Origin of the sequence: Paraflavisolibacter caeni (genome assembly GCF_025628885.1) — a bacterium.
In the GTDB taxonomy this organism is placed as follows: Bacteria; Bacteroidota; Bacteroidia; order Chitinophagales; family Chitinophagaceae; genus Flavisolibacter; species Flavisolibacter caeni.
This window is the reverse complement of the sequence record NZ_JAOTIF010000024.1, coordinates 22951-38930: the sequence shown is the minus strand read 5'-3', so window position 1 is coordinate 38930 and position 15980 is coordinate 22951. Positions and strand designations below refer to the sequence as shown.

Below are 15980 nucleotides of genomic sequence, written 5' to 3'. Positions count from 1 at the left end.
GCTAAATAGTTTTATTTTTTTGTTCCTTTTGCCATAGGGCATACCGTTCCGCTAAATGTTTATAGGCATTTTCACTCATGATAATGCCGTTATCGACAATCACCCCAATAGCCAGGGCAATACCTGTAAGCGACATGATATTGGAGGATATACCGAATGCATTGAGCAAAATGAAGCTAATAGCGAGCGTAATAGGTATCTGGATCACGATACTTAATGCGCTGCGCCAGTGAAAGAGGAAAATGATCACGATCAAAGAAACCACGATCATTTCTTCTATAAGGGTTCTCTTGATAGAACTTATTGAGTCTTTGATCAGCTCACCACGGTCATAAACAATATCAAACTTTGCACCCTCTGGTAAGCCCTTTGCGATTTCGTTCATCTTCTTTTTAACTGCATCGATCACCTTATCTGCATTTTCGCCATAGCGCATCACGACTATTCCTCCTACCCTTTCACCTTCACCGTTCTGATCAAAAATGCCCAGACGTGTTTCCCCCGTCATTTGAACAGTAGCCACATCAGCAATACGAACAGGAACACCTCCTACATTTTTGATGGGGATGTTTTGAATCTGTTCTATTGATTGTAAATAACCTGAGGTTTTGATGATATAGCCGATTTCGCTCATTTCAAACTTTCGACCACCACTTTCATTGTTATTGGTTCTTACCGCATTAATGACACTGGTTACCGGCAATTTGTAGTAAAGCAGTTTATTGGGATCCAGCGTAATGGAATATTGCTTTTGAAATCCTCCAAAGGAAGCGATTTCACTTACTCCGGGGACATTCTGTAAAGCGAATTTTACATACCAGTCCTGAACGGCCCGCTGCTCTCCAAGGTCAAGCCCCGGGGCATCCAAAGTATACCATAAGATATGACCAACACCAGTACCATCAGGACCTAATTGAGGAGTTACCCCCTGTGGCAGGGTTTGTGAAATTGTACTTAAGCGTTCCAGTACCCGTGACCTGGCCCAATAAATATCTACATCGTCTTCAAAAATGACGTAGATAAAGCTCATACCAAACATGGAAGTGCCACGAACATATTTAATTCTGGGCATTCCTTGTAGGTTGGTTACAAGAGGATAGGTAATCTGGTCTTCAATCAACTGCGGTGCGCGGCCCATCCATTCAGTAAATACAATCACCTGATTTTCTGAAAGGTCGGGGATTGCATCAATGGGATTTTTACGAACACTGAGGAAGCCCCAGACGAACAAAGCTGCCGTCAGCACCAGTACAATAAACCGGTTGCGTAAAGACCATTCTATAATTCGATGTACCATTATTCTATGTATTATTAAGCTATTCTTTAATAGCTCTAAAGCGAGATTATAATCAACATTAAAAGGTGGAAATAAGGCAAATAGAGATGCCTTTAGCCAGACATGTATTGTCCGGCTCAATCAAAGAGAAAGATTTAAATACGGAAAACGCGGTTGCGTATAAAAGCGGCCACTTTACCTGTTCGCGGTGGTGCGTGGGCGTTGGGATTTGTAATTGCAAAAGAAGGTATGACTGCAGAAGGTGAATCGGAATAAGTTGGCGCTGCAACATGAATTTGCAGATCTGTATATTCAAACTTTGGTATCGGCGCAACCTGATCTTTTTCAATCTTTAAGGATTGATGTTTGTCTTCGCAGCAACCCTTTTTATTGGTCATTCCACACTTGGAGCATTTTTTCTTTGGGTCTACTTTATGCCATAGTTTCCAGGAAACCATTTCACCCATACAATAATGTATGTGCACCGTAGCTCCTGTGGAAGCTACGAAATACAAAATTGCTAATATGGTAACTAAAAACTTTTTCAAAAGGGTAAAAGTTATGCTTAAAGAAACCGGATAAATGGATATTTGATTCTTCAGATCAAAGTTTAGACAAACATTCTTTTAAAGGCAAAAGTAAACGATAACCTAGATTTGAACATTACAGAATTTTGCAAAAAGTTATATTTTATTCTGACCTATTAAATAAGATACAATAATTGAAAATGTTTAAACCTAACTAATTGAAATACAAATAATTAAAAATTATAATTACAAAATTTAAATGTGACTATAAAAACTACCAGATTTAGTTTCCAAGGTAGAATTGAAACAGATTAAGTTGCTAACATTCAATTGTAAGATGATGAGTTTAATGCACTAAAAGTTTTTCAAAATGACTAACTCAATAGGATCTAAGTGAAGTTTTATGTAACTGATTTCGATACCTGGTTGATCACAATGATGTATAGGCACATGGCATTTATTACCATATACAGTTTTCATAAGGTTCCGGGTTTTATTCAGTTGACCATCTATTAAAATGCATTCTTCTTTTGCTTCACTATTGGATGAATTATAAATAAATACAACCTCCTGATCAAACAATACCCTGGAAAAAGCCAGCGTGCATTTATGGCAATTAGGTAGATGAAAGTGTATGCCATCATTGGAAAGTTCACGAACGAACATTCGGCCAAACCGTAGCACATTGCTTTCATTTCTGAATCTGGCGATAGCAGCAATGGCCTGGTAAATTGCGGATTGTGTATTTAGGAGGTTGGTATTTTTATCTTCCAGGTTAAACATGCATTCTCTAATTGCACTATCATTTTCGCCACAACCATCAAAGCCCTGTTCGGTTCCATAATAAATACAAGGGGTACCTAAAGCACATAACAGGAAAGCTATGCCTGCTATAATCTGTTCAGGAGCGGCATTATTCCCAAAGCGCTTTTTAAAGTCGAAGCCGATCTGGTCATGGTTGTCAATAAAGGTGATAAGGAATTCACCATATTCTCCACGCTCTATTGCATTTTTTTGTAGCTGTACATACCTGTCTATGAGCCTTCCAGGAGAATCTTTTCCTTTGATGACACCTTCCAATAAAAAATACAATTGAAAATCAAGTACAGAATTCAGGCCATAATAGATGTTTTGATCATTATAGGTGACGAGTGTTTTAGGGCCTACATAAAGGTTGCAAACGTCATCAGCTCCCACAACTTCTCCAAACAGGAAAAAGTTTCTCTTACCAAGCGAATAAGCATACTCACGTATATTGGAACAAAAGCGGCTGATAGCTAATGCTCCCATATGCTTTACGGCATCCAAGCGAAAACCATCCACATCTGTTTCCCGGATCCAATAACAATGAATCGCTGTTAGGATTTGCTGTACATATATGGCCTCCCAGGATTCATCGCTCCTGAAAGCTTTAAGGGTAAAGAAATCTCCTTCACGGGTTTCAGGATAAGCATCGAAATTTTTGATCTGGCCTTTACGGCTATACAAAGCAGGATTGCGCAGCTCAATGGGTACAACAGGCTTGTCAGGGTATCTCCACTGTCCAAAAGGAAACTCCAGTCCACCATTATAAAAATATTCCTTCCCTTCTGCATAGCCCCAGTTGTTGCCACTGTGGTGTAATACAATATCGAGAAACACCCGCATGTCATAGCTATGAGCTTTATCCACCAGTTCTTCCAGATCAGCTTTAGTTCCAAAACGTTCATCTACCTCCAAATAATTTTCAATAGCATAACCATGATACGATTCAGGATTGTTTTTGAAAACGGGACTTAACCAAATGGCAGTACATCCAAGCTGATTAATATAGTCGAGATGTTGCGTTATACCACGCAATGTTCCGCCACATAATTTTGTTAATTGTTCCCCAGATCCAAAACCATGGTGCCGCACTTCAAATTCAGCAGTTTGCCTGCTATGGCTGTCATGAAAACGGTCAACCAAAAGAAAATATCACCACCGACGATACTTACTTTTAAGGTAAGTATTGATTTTTCCAAAATAGATAACGACTATCAGGTCTTTTGATGATTTCAGTAACTAAACCGAGCGGGCAATTTTTTCCATAATCTTGTGGCTATCACCAAACCTGCACAAAGCATCGCAATGCTGCCTCAATTCAGAAAAAAGTATATATTTTATAGGTGTATGAATGTTTTTGATGGCAGGCCTGGAGAGTTGAAGTATTACATCTTTCTCTCTTTTTTCGGGTACAACCAGGTAAAAGACGTTATCGCTTTCAGCAATGGAATAACACAAATCTGTTAACCGTAAGATACCTGAATAAATGCTTGTACTTTTCTCCACCTCAAAGGCTGCAATTACATTGCTGGTACCTTTTTCAAACCATAGAACATCTATTAGTTTCACAGTATTTAAAGTTTCTCTATCCAGTTTGTCGCGCTCGGTTTGAGGGTCTGCATTTGTTTGGCTTTCTAGAACAAATATCTATTATTGAAACCTTTCAAAGTTTGCCAATCTTGCTATTATAAAATTATTAAGTTCCATTTTGCAAATATTATAGAATTTTCCTATCTTAATTTCCACAACCTTCAAGACTCCGTCCCTGTTAAACCATCTTGTATTTCCTTATCCAGTAATTCTGAATATGAAAAAAAGTATTCTTCTTTTTAGTTTGGTGCTTGCATTGCAGCATATCTCTGCAGCGCAGAACAATACTATTGATTCTCTCCAGGTAATTTTAAAAACTGCTGGCGAGGATACCAATAAAGTAAATATTCTGAATGCCCTCTCTTATGAATTATTGTACAGCAATACCGACACAACTATCTACTATGCCACCCTGGCAAAAGATCTTTCCGAAAAATTGAATTATACCAGGGGCACTGCCTCAGCATATTTAAGGTTAGGCCAGGCATATAATAACTTGGGAAGCTATGACCAGTCGCAGTTATACTTATCAAAAGCACTTGCCTTCAGCACCGACAAATTAACAACGGCAAAAATTTATGTCAACATTGGGATTAATCATTATGAAATGAGTAATTATCCGGAGGCATTGAAAAATTATTTTACCGGGCTGAAAGCATTTGAGGAAGCCGGTGATAAAAGAGCAATTGGCAGCGTATATAACAACATTGCGCTTATATATACCGATATGGGCAATTATGACGAAGCGTTGAAAAATCATGTTGCTGCGAAAAAAATTCGCGAAGCGAACGGAGACAAAAGAGGCATTGCCGGTTCATTTCTTAACATTGGAATTATCTATTTCGAACGAGGCAATTATGCTGAGGCACTGAAAAATTATTTTGAAGCCAAGAAAATGTATGAAGAGCTTGGAGATAAAAACGAAGTCGCTTTAGCTTACAACCACATCGGAGTAGTTTACAAAAACCAGCAGAAATATGTCGAGGCATTGAAAAATTATTTTGCCGCATTAAATATACAAGAGGAAATTGGTGATAAAGAAGGTATTGCCGTTTCATACACCAATATCGGAACTGCACACTTGGAAGACGGTAAAGCACGCGAAGCAATGGAATGGTTGATGAAGGGCCTGCAACTTGCAAAAGAGATCGGAATTAAAACTACGATACAGGATTCTTACCTGAGCCTTGCCGCTGCTGACAGCGCCTTAGGTAATTATAAAGATGCCTATGCGTATTACAAGATGTACATTGTATATCGCGACAGTATTGCCAACAAAGAAAACACTGAGAAAATAGTACAGCAGAAAATGCAGTACGAGTTTGACAAAAAAGAAACTCAGTCAAGAGCAGAGCAGGCCGTGACAAAAAAAGAGCTGCAGAGACAAAAGCTGCTACGAAACGGCTTTGTAGGTGGCTTTGCCGTTGTTCTGCTCTTTGCAATGTTGTTCCTGGGCCAGCGCAACAAAATAAAGAAGGAGAAAAAGCGCAGCGATGAATTGCTGCTCAATATCCTTCCGCATGAAGTGGCGAATGAAATAAAACTGAACGGGCGTTCCATGCCAAAAACCTTCAGCATGGTAACGGTTATGTTCACCGATTTTAAAGACTTTACCCGTGTAAGTCAAAATATAAGCGCGGAATTATTAGTAGCTGAACTGGATTATTGTTTCAGCGCTTTTGACAAAATGGTACAGAAATACAAGATTGAGAAGATTAAAACTGTCGGCGATGCTTACATCTGTGCAAGTGGACTGCCTATTTCCAGTTTCACACATGCCACCGATATGGTAAGTGCAGCCATTGAAATACGCAACTTTATGCTGGAGCGTAAAAAAGAAAAGGAATCGAAAGGTGAAATTCCATTTGAAATGCGCATTGGAATTCACACCGGACCCGTAGTTGCCGGAATAGTAGGCGTAAAAAAATATGCTTACGATATCTGGGGTGATACCGTGAATGTTGCTGCGCGAATGGAACAAAATTCAGAAGCCGGAAAGATAAACATTAGTGGTAGTACTTATGAATTAGTAAAAGACAAATTCAAATGTGTTCACAGAGGAAAAATACTGGCAAAGAATAAAGGAGAAATTGATATGTTTTTTATAGAGGGTTCTTTCGCATCTATTTGATTAAAAATGAAAAGTAGAATTCCATGTAGGTACCTCTACAATTGTCACAACCACACCCTGTTGGAGTTAACCGGATTTTTTAGCTTTGTGCTGAGCTGGCTCGCCGGGAGAAATGGAGTCGGGAGTAAACAGTTAGGGGTTAGAAGTTAGGAGTTGCAGGCTTTCTGCCCAGCATAGACATCAAATCAATAACTTGCACGCCAACCATAGGCTTTTACCATGAGAACATTAATGCTTTTATTGCTAATGATTTGTTCCGTATTTGTTGTAACAAATAGCACAGCTCAGCAAATAACTGATTATCCAATCATACCTTATCCATCATATCTCAAACCAGGTAAAGGCTCTTTCATAATTAATGAACATACACAAATAAACGCCGATAACATCTTCGAAAGAGAAGTAAGCTTTCTAAAGGAATTATTGCGAAATGCAAGCGGCTACTCCATAAAAGAAACCAAGCTCCAGGCTAAGGGTACCATCAACCTGCAACAAGACAACAATTTATCAAATGAAGAAGGTTATTATCTTTCTATAAAACCAGAAACCATCCTCATTACTGCGAAAACAAATACTGGCATATACCGTGCCTTGCAAACGATAAGACAATTACTGCCCTATAATGTTGAAACAAATAACACAACCAAAAAAGCAATTAGTTTACCGACATTGGAAATTCAGGATGAACCGGTATATCACTGGCGTGGAATGCATTTGGATGTATCAAGACATTTCTTCTCCATCGACTATCTGAAAAAGTTCATGGATGTTATGGCCTTATATAAGATGAACAAACTCCACCTGCATCTTACTGATGACCAGGGTTGGCGGATTGAGATCAAAAAATATCCAAAATTAACCGAAGAGGGTGCATGGCGAACATTCAATAATCAGGATTCGGCATGTATGAAATTGGCAAAAGAAAATCCTGATATGGCAATTGATACGATGCATATCATACACAAGAATGGCAAAACATTGTATGGAGGATTTTATAAACAGGAGCAAATCAAAGAGCTGGTAGCTTATGCAACATCCAGGCATATCGATATTATTCCTGAAATAGATATGCCTGGACATATGATGGCCGCCATATATGCTTATCCCAATCTATCCTGTGAAGGTGGCAGTCAATGGGGAGCACTGTTTTCTACACCAATTTGCCCATGCAAGGAAAGCACCTTTGCATTTGCGGAAGACGTTTTCAATGAAATTTTTGAACTCTTCCCTTCTGAATATGTGCACCTGGGAGCAGATGAAGTGGACAGAAAAACCTGGATGAATGCGCAGGCATGCAAAGAGTTGATGGAAAAGGAGGGCCTGAAAAGTCCGGAAGATTTGCAAAGCTATTTCGTAAAACGTATGGAAAAATTTTTCCATTCAAAAGGGAAAAAGCTCATTGGCTGGGATGAAATCTTGGAAGGTGGTGTTAGCAAAACGGCTTATGTAATGTATTGGCAAAGCTGGGTTCCTGAGGCACCGGTAAAAGCAGCAAAGAGCGGCAATTATGTGATCATGACACCAGGCAATCCTTTATATTTTGATTATCCACCAGATATTCATTCCCTGAAAAATATTTACAGCTTTAATGTCGTACCTGCTGCCTTGAACGCAAACGAAGCAAAGTTCATCATGGGTGCACAGGCCAACATTTGGACAGAATACATTCCTTCTGAAAAAAGAGCTGATTTTATGTACATGCCGAGAATGACAGCTCTTGCCGAACGTTTATGGAGCAAACAACTCGATTATACGTCCTATCGCGGAAGACTCATCAAACATTACCCTCGCCTGGATGCTTTAAAAATAAATTACCGCCAGCCAGACCTTACCGGCTTTACACAACAAAATGTCTTTACAGATAAAGCCATTTTACAGGTTCAAAAAGAGCTGCCTACACTAAATGTCCGCTATACACTTGATGGCAGTATACCAGCTGCTACATCTCCGGTTTTACCCGGGCGATATACAATCACAAAGCCTCTGACAATAAAAATGGCCGCATTTAATGAGCAAGGCGTAAGAGGGGAAATTTATACCATCCAATACAGAAAAGAAACGTTTGCAAAACCAGTAGTTGTACAAACGAATAAAGAGGGATTAAAAACTTCATATTATAAAAAATACTTTAAATCGGCCACTCTATTAGATGGGCAAGATCCTGATAGCATTTTTGTATCAAAAGATTTCATTGTACCCTCTTCAATCACGGCTCCTTCCTTCGGACTTCAGTATGAAGGATATATCCAAATACCGGAAACAGGCATCTATAGTTTTTACCTGACCTGTGATGATGGAGGTATACTTTACATAGGTGACAAAGAAGTAGTGAATAATGATGGACTTCATTCTGCCATTCAAAAAACAGGACAAGTGGCTTTGCAAAAAGGCCAGTATCCCCTCAGGCTTGCTTTCATAGAAGGAGGTGGCGGCTTCAAACTCGAGTTAAAATATGGTAAGGGAAACACCGAAGCTCAAGACATCCCAGGAAGATGGTTAAGAAATTAGCTCCTAGATATCTATAGGGTTTAGTAAGATTTGATACTTGAAATGAATAATTACTGCTTATGGTTTTTATCTACTATTAACAGTTTACTAATTACTGTTTACTATTTTCGCGGCATGAGAATTTTGATTTGCCTGGCTTTTATACTCTTTGTTAAACCTCTGTTTGCCCAGACAGAAATTACAGAAAAAGAAATAAAAGATCATATTGATTTTTTGGCCTCTGATAAAAACAAAGGTCGCTTTCCGGGAACGAAGGGAAATTGGAAAGTGGTTAAATACATCTCCAAACAATTTAAAAATGCCGGTTTGGCCACTATAAAAGGAACTTATCTTCAACCTTTTGAAGCCAAACTTAAAGTTCCTAAGGGAGCAACCGATACACCGATTGTAAAAACATGGAATGTGATCGGATTAATTGAAGGGGCTGATTCCAAATTAAAAGAAGAATACATTGTTGTTGGTGCCCACAATGATCATTTGGGCATGGGCGGACCTTCTTCCAAGAAGGATACCATAGCCATTCATCATGGCGCCGATGATAATGCCAGTGGCACTGCAGCCTTGCTTGAGATTGCTGAAAAGTTAAGCGCCAACAGAAAGCAATTAAAGCGCAGTATTCTCATTATATCTTTTGGTGCCGAAGAACAGGGACTTTTAGGTTCTAAATATGTTACCAATCATCCTCCGGTTCCTTTAGAAAAAATCAAACTGATGATCAATATGGATATGGTAGGCCGCTTGAATGGGGAAAATCAAATTTATATGGGTGGTGCCGGAACATTTGATGGAGGTATGGAGTTGATGAAAAATTTGGGCCCTCAATTTAATTTAAACCCGGTGGTACATGCGGGAGAGGTGGGAGGCTCTGATCATGTGTCTTTCTATAAAAAGAATATTTCGGTGTTAGGATTGCATACCGGTGGGCATCCGCAATATCATACACCCGAAGACGTGGCAGCATTAATTAACATAAAGGGTGAAAAAAGGGTATGTGACTATATTTACAGCGCAATCTTTTACATGGCAACAGTTGATCGTCCAATTACGTTTATAAAACAAAATTAATTGAAGTGAACGGTTTGCGGCTTGCCGAAAGTGGGGAATCCAGCAGGAGGCGTTTGCGTAAAAGTTCAAAGCTGGCCAGCTGTTTGAAGAAGTTCGGAAGGCTGTACTAACCCCTCCCGGCAACAACACCTGATAAGTTCATTAATGCGGCAGTCTTTCTCTGAAGTAGCCATATACCCAAGTACCTGCAACAGCACTTAATTATAGCGTATTTGATGTTATGATACCATTTGTGTTGTAAATGAGATTCATTGACACATATAGTATCCTGAGCACGCACTTCGTAGTCAATATCAGGAAGTTGTTCCAATGCTATGGGTTGATGAGCTTTATGTTGATGAGAAGTGTCAATCATTACATTAGTATTTTTATGATATTAAATGTTATAGTTCCAGAGTTATAGTTTCATTATAAAAGGTAAAAGCAGGTTAGCCATAATAAAACCGCCCACCATAAAACTGAGGGTTGCAATGAGGGAAGGTTTTTGCAGATCGCTTAGTCCCATTATAGAATGACCACTGGTGCAGCCACCTGCATACCGGGAGCCAAAACCTACCAGTAAACCACCTCCAATTAAAAGCACCGAGCCTCTGAGGGAAAACAGGCTTTCAAAGCTGAAAATCTGGGACGGAATCATCTGACTGTAATCATTGATGCCATAACCTTTAAGTTCTTCTACAAGTTTTGGACTTACCTGTATTGGATCAGGACTGGATAAGAACTGAGTGGCAAGAAATGCACCAAGCAGGATACCGCCTACGAAAAAGAAGTTCCATATTTCCTTTTTCCAGTCGTATTTAAAGAATTTGATGTTTGCAGGCAGGCAGGCTGCACAGGCATGCCGAAGATTAGCTGAAATGCCAAAGTGCTTGTTGCCTAATATTAATAAGGCCGGCACTGTCAAGCCTACAAAAGCTCCCGCGACATACCATGGCCAGGGTTGTTTCAATAGCTCAATCATTGTTTTTAATTTTGAATGCAAAGGTGACCACTGAAGAGAAGAGGGTTCGTGATACTTGTCACGCTACTATTTATTTTTTATTGAGTTTAGTAGGACATATATAATCTGTAACGGACAACTGCCCAGATTCTTTGATAGCTTTAAATCCTCCCTGCACATCAATTAAGTTTTCAAAACCCCTTGCTTTTAAAATTGAAGTGAAGATCATGGACCTGTACCCACCAGCACAATGCACGAAATAAGTTTTATCCTTATCGAGTTGTACCATGATTTCATTGATGTAATCCAAAGGTGCATTTTCTGCTCCGTCTACATGTTCACTGATGTACTCGCCCTCTTTTCTCACATCCAGAATATGAACAGGCTCTCCCAGTATACGATGAGCCAATTCCTCTGCTGAAACCGACTGAATGGTGTCTATTTCTTTTCCAGCGGCTTTCCATGCTTTGATTCCACCATTCAAATACCCTATGGTATAATCGTACCCTACTCTAGCCAGACGTGTGATTACTTCCCCTTCCCTGCCTTCATCTGCCACAATCAGGATCTGTTGCTTGATATCGGGAATCAGAGCACCTACCCAAGGGGCGAAGTTCCCATCAATACCAATATTGATAGAGTTAGGAATATAGCCCCTGGCAAAGCTTTGAGGATTTCTGGTATCTAATAGAATAGCATCAGTTTCATTGGCTGCAGCTTCAAATTCATCCGGATCAAGTGCATGCTGCCCCCTCTTCATCACTTCGTCTATGCTTTCATAACCTTGCTTGTTAAGCATGACGTTCAGTGGGAAATATAATGGAGGCGGTGTTAACCCAGTGGTAACTTCCTTGATGAATTCTTCCCTGGTCATATTGGCCCGTAGAGCATAGTTGGTTTGTTTCTGATGCCCCAGGGTATCGGTAGTTTCCTTACTTATGTTCTTGCCACAGGCACTGCCTGCACCATGAGCCGGGTAAACGACAATTTCATCCGGCAAAGTCATAACCTTAAACCTCAAAGAATCGAATAAAGTACCTGCTAATTCTTCCTTTGTCATGTGGGCTGCTTTCTGGGCCAAGTCAGGCCAGCCTACATCACCGATGAATAAGGTATCACCAGAGAACAAAGCCACTTCCTTTCCACTTTCGTCTTTAAATAAATAACAGGTGCTTTCCATAGTGTGACCAGGGGTATGCAATACCTTAAACGTTATTTTACCTACCTTGAATTCTTCTCCGTCTGCTGCTATATGAGCTTTAAAGCTTGGATTGGCATTTGGTCCATATATAATCGGAGCGCCAGTTTTCTTTGAAAGGTCTACGTGGCCGGATACAAAATCTGCATGAAAGTGCGTTTCGAAAACATACTTGATTTTTGCATTGTTGTTTTCAGCTTTCTGAAGATAAGGCTCCACTTCTCTGAGCGGATCAATGACTACCGCTTCACCTTCACTCTCAATATAGTTAGCACCTTGTGCTAAACAACCTGTATATATCTGCTCTATTTTCATATTTATCGTTTGTTTTTCGTTGTGCAAAATTGATGATTGTGTCCGCCTTATTTCGTGATATGAGTCACGACATTTACTATATTGATAGACGTTAACTTTTTAGAAATACTTCCTTAACGATGATGTATATACCCATGATGAGCACAAACCATCCAAAACCCTTTTTCAACTTTTCACCAGGTATTTTTTTACTCAGAAGACCTCCGACAAAGATGCCGGCTATAGCAATCAAACTAATAAAGATCAAAAAGGACCAGTTGATTTGAAAGTGACCAATGTCACCAGCAAAACCCATTAAAGAATTCAATGCTATAATGAGCAGTGAGGTACCTACAGCCCTTTTCATAGGCATTTTAATCAGAAAGACCAGGGCAGGAATCAGTAAAAAGCCGCCACCGGCTCCCAAAAGCCCGGTAATCAGACCAATCAATACACCATAACCAACCAGTTTGAAGAATCTGACACAGTCCATGCACTCTTTTTCCGGAGCTTTTTCTCGGCGATCCTTTATCATGTTCACTGATGCCAGCAGCATCAAAACTGCAAAGAGCACCATGGTAAGCAGCGATTCTGTAATGGTAAAGCCGCCAATGGTAACTATATTTTTGGGAATGAGGGGAATGAGAAACTTACGGGTAATAAAAACAGTAATGATGGAAGCTGCACCAAAATAAAGTGCTGCCCTGATATTGACTAAACCCTTACGATAATTGTTGATTGCACCTACAAGGCTGGTAGAACCTACTATAAACAGCGAATAAGAAGTAGCTAGCAGGGGGTGCAGACCAAAAAGGTAAACCATTACCGGAACAGTAAGTATAGAACCTCCTCCGCCAATAAGACCTAATGAAATACCTACCAAAGCTGATGCAACATATCCAAAACGCTCCATTGATTTTCGTTTTTGCAAATATCAATGGAAGCAAGAAAAAGAATCGTGACTTGGGTCACGCCAGTAATCTTATTCTCTGCTGCGCGAATGATCATGAAATAGAAACTCCAATCAGTTTACCAATGCAAAAGGTGATAGCTGCTGCTGATATGCCAAAAAGCACTTGTCTTAGACCTGAATAAAGAACCCTTCTGCCTGTAAACAAGGTGATTGCAGCCCCAATTAAAAAAAGTCCTGAAGCACTTAAAACAACACTGATCAACACCGCCTTCATACCGCCTGTAAACATAAATGGTAAGACAGGAATGACAGCACCTATGGAAAATAAGATGAAAGAGTAAACAGCTGCTTCTAGGGCAGACCCCTTGAGTTCTTCCGGGTTAATGCCTAGCTCTTCTCGCACCAAAACTTCATGAGCAAGCTGCTTATCTTTCATTTGATCTGCGGCCATCCTGTAGGCCTGTTGCTCAGGAAGGCCCTTGGCTATGTAAATCAAAGCTAATTCTTTCAGCTCTCCTTCGGGATCAGTTTCAATTTCCTCCATTTCGATCTGCATCTGGTTTTCATATAATTCCTGTGAACTTTTTACCGATATCCATTCACCCAAGGCCATAGACAAGGCACCGGCCAGCATCCCCGCAATGCCCGCCAACAAAACACCTTGCTGCCCTGCTGTAGCGCCGGCAACGCCCATGATCAAAGAAAAATTGGAAACCAACCCATCATTACCGCCTAAAACAGCAGCCCTAATGGCATTGCCACCAACAGAACGGTGCCTCTTCTCAAATTTGGAGATTTGCGCTCCGCTCACCTTTCCCTCTTTTTCAAGAATGGACCGGAGAATGCTTACATGGGTGGTTTCTGTACCAGAGATGGACTGATGGTTCCTTTTCTTTGTGGCGATCATTGCATTGGAAATACTTTTCTCAGTCTCCATTAGTACACCCAAAACATAATCATACCCAAATATTTTCCCAATGATGTTCAACGTTTTTGCCCTCCAGGAAGGCTGCAATAATTGCTCACTATTTATATTGCTTTTCCTGGCAAGAGCTAAAGCATGGCCTTTTTCAATGTCGCTCATTTGCCGGAATACATTGGCAATTGTGTCATCTGTTTCATGCTCTGCTAGCTTTTGATAGAGATAAGCGGCATCTACTTCGGTTTGAATATTGTTATTTTTCATTTCATAAGAGTTAATTATTGCAGTACAGTCAGGTGACCAGTAAGATACATTGACTTTTACAAATATTTAACCGCAAAAAGATCGAAATCATACAAAAGCAACAGCCGGTGTCGTAAATTGAACGTAACCACATATGATAAAGGCATTAACCATATGTTTACTTTTCATTTTTTCTGTAACCCAAACGGAACTGGGACAACTATTGAAGCTGCCTTTCCTGTTTGAACATTATAGTAAGCACCACCAACAGAATAACGCTTTATCATTCATTGGTTTTTTAAAAGATCATTATTCAAGGAGTCACCAGGATCAGGACCAAAAAGAAGACAGCAAGCTTCCATTTCTTTCGTCTATATCACAACCGCCCATTATTGCAATTGTTTCTTCAACTGCACTTCCCCAAAGGTCATTTAAAAGTGTATTGAATAAATATTACTTACTGAATGAATTACACCATTTACCCCAGATTTTTCACAGCATTTTTCACCCTCCTCAGGATTTCATAAGCTAACTATTTTGCTTTCTATCAGAATTTACAAACCTAAAATTTTAGTTTATGAATAGCGCACAAATTCATTTAGCGTTAACACATGTGCCTGTGATCTTATCATTGACAGGACTTGTTATATTAATTGTTTCCCTTATTAAAAAAAATAACGCTCTTGTTAAGACCGCCTATTTTATTTTATTCATAGCCGGATTGGCAGCCATACCGGTGTATTTGAGTGGTGAGGGTACTGAAGAACTAGTGGAACGGCTTCCTGGCGTTTCAGAAACCATCATTGAAAGGCATGAAGAAATTGCTAAAATGGCCATGATTAGTATGGCAGTTGCAGGTTTAGGAGCATTCATTGGGCTTTTCTTATTTAAGAGGAGTGCAGTTGCCAAGATCATAAAAGGTGTTGTTTTGCTTTTGGCATTTTCATCAGGTGGCTTGTTAGCGCAAACAGCACATTTAGGCGGACAAATTAGACATACCGAGATCAGGAGTGGATCTACAGCACAAAATAGTATTGGTAATAGATCAAACCAGGCGACAGATATGAGTGAACAAACAAAAGATAATGATTAGCTATTGAACTAAAGCTAATACATACCCAATATCTGAAATTGCATAAAGGCAGGCTTGCATTACAAGCCTGCCTTTATGCAACAGCGCTGATAATAATTGGCCGGAGCTTGCTATATGCTAAAGATTCAATCGTAAGGTTTTCCGGTGAAGCAATGGAGAGGTTCGAGAATGGGCGATCCGGGAATTTAGTGTACTCATCTAACTTTTTCCTTCTGCTACTCTTCTTTGATAATCCTCTTTGAGTTCTTTGTTATGTTGTTTAGCTTTTTTTATTGGCATAATCGCTTACTCTGCTTTTACCTCGGATATTGGTGCCAATACTATGCTCAAAAAGCGCAACCCCTGCATAGCAACTTAACAGCCGGCTGTTGGAAAACTTTTGAAAATTGTCCGTATAAGCGATTATATAGGCTGCTGTATCGGTTGTACAAAACACGGAAACCTGATTGTTGATCGGATGCTTCTAAAGCGAAGAT

Annotated in this window: 15 protein-coding genes; 5 read left to right on the top strand and 10 right to left on the bottom strand. The window is 39.8% G+C overall.

The window, feature by feature from the left end; genetic code table 11:
• Position 1 precedes the first annotated feature (1 nt).
• The 4 genes from OCK74_RS22145 to OCK74_RS22130 all read right to left on the bottom strand — a co-directional run bounded on the left by OCK74_RS22145 (position 2) and on the right by OCK74_RS22130 (position 4176).
• A complete protein-coding gene (locus OCK74_RS22145; RefSeq protein WP_279299278.1) occupies positions 2-1297 on the bottom strand; it encodes an efflux RND transporter permease subunit in 1296 nt (431 codons plus the stop codon).
• A gap of 134 nt (positions 1298-1431) precedes the next feature.
• Complete coding sequence (locus OCK74_RS22140; RefSeq protein WP_279299277.1) at positions 1432-1824, bottom strand: HYC_CC_PP family protein; 393 nt, start codon at positions 1822-1824, stop codon at positions 1432-1434.
• A gap of 333 nt (positions 1825-2157) precedes the next feature.
• The gene (locus OCK74_RS22135) at positions 2158-3750 is read right to left on the bottom strand and encodes an alpha-amylase family glycosyl hydrolase (protein ID WP_279299276.1); all 1593 of its coding nucleotides are present in this window, start codon (positions 3748-3750) and stop codon (positions 2158-2160) included.
• A gap of 96 nt (positions 3751-3846) precedes the next feature.
• Positions 3847-4176 (bottom strand): hypothetical protein, encoded by a 330-nt coding sequence (locus tag OCK74_RS22130; protein WP_279299275.1) that lies wholly within the window; start codon positions 4174-4176, stop codon positions 3847-3849.
• A gap of 238 nt (positions 4177-4414) precedes the next feature.
• Between OCK74_RS22130 and OCK74_RS22125 the strand changes: the two genes are divergently transcribed.
• The 3 genes from OCK74_RS22125 (at position 4415) to OCK74_RS22115 (ending at position 9901) form a co-directional block, all read left to right on the top strand.
• Entirely contained in the window at positions 4415-6328 is a 1914-nt protein-coding gene (locus OCK74_RS22125; protein ID WP_279299274.1) for an adenylate/guanylate cyclase domain-containing protein, read from the top strand.
• Between the two features lie 246 nt (positions 6329-6574).
• A complete protein-coding gene (locus OCK74_RS22120; protein ID WP_279299273.1) occupies positions 6575-8836 on the top strand; it encodes a family 20 glycosylhydrolase in 2262 nt (753 codons plus the stop codon).
• 114 nt (positions 8837-8950) lie between these two features.
• A complete protein-coding gene (locus OCK74_RS22115) occupies positions 8951-9901 on the top strand; it encodes a M20/M25/M40 family metallo-hydrolase (RefSeq protein ID WP_279299272.1) in 951 nt (316 codons plus the stop codon).
• A 106-nt stretch (positions 9902-10007) separates the two neighbouring features.
• Here OCK74_RS22115 and OCK74_RS22110 read toward each other — a convergent pair whose 3' ends face one another.
• The 5 genes from OCK74_RS22110 to OCK74_RS22090 form a co-directional block, all read right to left on the bottom strand.
• Entirely contained in the window at positions 10008-10256 is a 249-nt protein-coding gene (locus tag OCK74_RS22110; protein ID WP_279299271.1) for a hypothetical protein, read from the bottom strand.
• Between the two features lie 42 nt (positions 10257-10298).
• Positions 10299-10883: a YeeE/YedE family protein gene (locus OCK74_RS22105; RefSeq protein ID WP_279299270.1), complete on the bottom strand. Its 585-nt coding sequence runs from the start codon at positions 10881-10883 to the stop codon at positions 10299-10301.
• Positions 10884-10932: 49 nt separating this feature from the next.
• Complete coding sequence (locus tag OCK74_RS22100; protein WP_279299269.1) at positions 10933-12354, bottom strand: MBL fold metallo-hydrolase; 1422 nt, start codon at positions 12352-12354, stop codon at positions 10933-10935.
• 91 nt (positions 12355-12445) lie between these two features.
• The gene (locus OCK74_RS22095) at positions 12446-13246 is read right to left on the bottom strand and encodes a sulfite exporter TauE/SafE family protein (protein ID WP_279299268.1); all 801 of its coding nucleotides are present in this window, start codon (positions 13244-13246) and stop codon (positions 12446-12448) included.
• Between the two features lie 91 nt (positions 13247-13337).
• Positions 13338-14432, bottom strand: a complete 1095-nt coding sequence (locus OCK74_RS22090; protein ID WP_279299267.1) for a VIT1/CCC1 transporter family protein — start codon at positions 14430-14432, stop codon at positions 13338-13340.
• 133 nt (positions 14433-14565) lie between these two features.
• On the opposite strand from OCK74_RS22090, the gene OCK74_RS22085 reads away from it, so the two are divergent.
• Both OCK74_RS22085 and OCK74_RS22080 read left to right on the top strand, forming a co-directional pair.
• Positions 14566-14943 carry a hypothetical protein gene (locus tag OCK74_RS22085; RefSeq protein ID WP_279299266.1) on the top strand — a complete coding sequence of 126 codons (378 nt, stop codon included), beginning with the start codon at positions 14566-14568 and terminating at the stop codon, positions 14941-14943.
• Positions 14944-14988: 45 nt separating this feature from the next.
• Positions 14989-15504, top strand: a complete 516-nt coding sequence (locus OCK74_RS22080) for a DUF2231 domain-containing protein (protein ID WP_279299265.1) — start codon at positions 14989-14991, stop codon at positions 15502-15504.
• 259 nt (positions 15505-15763) lie between these two features.
• Here OCK74_RS22080 and OCK74_RS28030 read toward each other — a convergent pair whose 3' ends face one another.
• Positions 15764-15940: a transposase gene (locus OCK74_RS28030; protein WP_423803173.1), complete on the bottom strand. Its 177-nt coding sequence runs from the start codon at positions 15938-15940 to the stop codon at positions 15764-15766.
• Between the last annotated feature and the right edge of the window lie 40 nt (positions 15941-15980).

Excerpts from the sequence above, each read along its gene's own strand:
- OCK74_RS22145 (WP_279299278.1), bottom strand. The coding sequence starts at position 1,297 with ATGGTACATCGAATTATAGAATGGTCTTTACGCAACCGGTTTATTGTA.
- OCK74_RS22125 (WP_279299274.1), top strand. The coding sequence starts at position 4,415 with ATGAAAAAAAGTATTCTTCTTTTTAGTTTGGTGCTTGCATTGCAGCAT.
- OCK74_RS22120 (WP_279299273.1), top strand. The coding sequence starts at position 6,575 with ATGATTTGTTCCGTATTTGTTGTAACAAATAGCACAGCTCAGCAAATA.
- OCK74_RS22115 (WP_279299272.1), top strand. The coding sequence starts at position 8,951 with ATGAGAATTTTGATTTGCCTGGCTTTTATACTCTTTGTTAAACCTCTG.
- OCK74_RS22110 (WP_279299271.1), bottom strand. The coding sequence starts at position 10,256 with ATGATTGACACTTCTCATCAACATAAAGCTCATCAACCCATAGCATTG.
- OCK74_RS22100 (WP_279299269.1), bottom strand. The coding sequence starts at position 12,354 with ATGAAAATAGAGCAGATATATACAGGTTGTTTAGCACAAGGTGCTAAC.
- OCK74_RS22095 (WP_279299268.1), bottom strand. The coding sequence starts at position 13,246 with ATGGAGCGTTTTGGATATGTTGCATCAGCTTTGGTAGGTATTTCATTA.
- OCK74_RS22090 (WP_279299267.1), bottom strand. The coding sequence starts at position 14,432 with ATGAAAAATAACAATATTCAAACCGAAGTAGATGCCGCTTATCTCTAT.
- OCK74_RS22085 (WP_279299266.1), top strand. The coding sequence starts at position 14,566 with ATGATAAAGGCATTAACCATATGTTTACTTTTCATTTTTTCTGTAACC.
- OCK74_RS22080 (WP_279299265.1), top strand. The coding sequence starts at position 14,989 with ATGAATAGCGCACAAATTCATTTAGCGTTAACACATGTGCCTGTGATC.